2 protein-coding genes are annotated in these 657 nt (G+C 57.2%); both read right to left on the bottom strand.

The window, feature by feature from the left end:
- The coding region (locus tag JF66_RS24015) for an NUDIX domain-containing protein (RefSeq protein ID WP_197059537.1) at positions 1 to 147 on the bottom strand (147 nt) is incomplete at its 3' end.
- On the bottom strand, positions 144 to 657 hold a 514-nt coding region (locus tag JF66_RS20945; protein ID WP_156109997.1), incomplete at its 5' end, for a hypothetical protein. The genes JF66_RS24015 and JF66_RS20945, both read right to left, overlap by 4 nt.

The raw sequence follows: 657 nt of genomic DNA, 5'->3' as shown, positions 1-657 counted from the left end.
GAGCTCACGTGCCAAGGCCTGGTCCATTCTTTCCCCAGGTTCCGGTTTTCCTCCCGGGGAAATAAAAGTCGTCGAGCCACGCTTTCGAACCACAAGGAGTAAGCCGCCACGGAGGATCACAGCGGCCGCCTTGTCGATTCTCCTCATCCAGTAATCTCAGCCCGATCGCGCGTCTCGTGACCAATGGCCAACGAACGCCCGCTGAGAAAGTTGATGATGTCGTGACTCAGGGCCTCCTTCTCCTGGAGGTAGGCCAGGATGGTCTCATCCGTTGGTGTGGAGAAGCTGTCGCCGAAGATAGAGACACCCTCCAAAGACTTTGTGGAGAGGCCGAGCTGAAGGAGGCGATATTTGACGTCGTCGCCCGATGTGGCGAACTCGTAGATAGGACTGCGGTAGTCGATTCCATATTCAGCGAGGAACCCCTCGAAGTACTCTCGGGCGACCATGCGCTGCTCGGGGAAGTCCTGCTGATAGCGAGCGATGCCATCGTTCATAATGGCGAGGCCGTTGCGACGACAGTAGTCGACGGCGTGTGCGTGGATGGCGATTTTCTCGCCGAGAAGGATGAGATTCTTGCGGTGGGTCAAGATATCGTGCTCGATATTCGCTATTGCGATGGACCGGAAGGCGCCGCTCACGTCACTGACTACGTGA

The organism is Cryobacterium sp. MLB-32 (assembly GCF_000738085.1).
Taxonomy (GTDB): Bacteria; Actinomycetota; Actinomycetes; order Actinomycetales; family Microbacteriaceae; genus Cryobacterium.
Note: the sequence above shows the minus strand (reverse complement) of the source record. Positions and strands in the feature narration are given on the sequence as shown.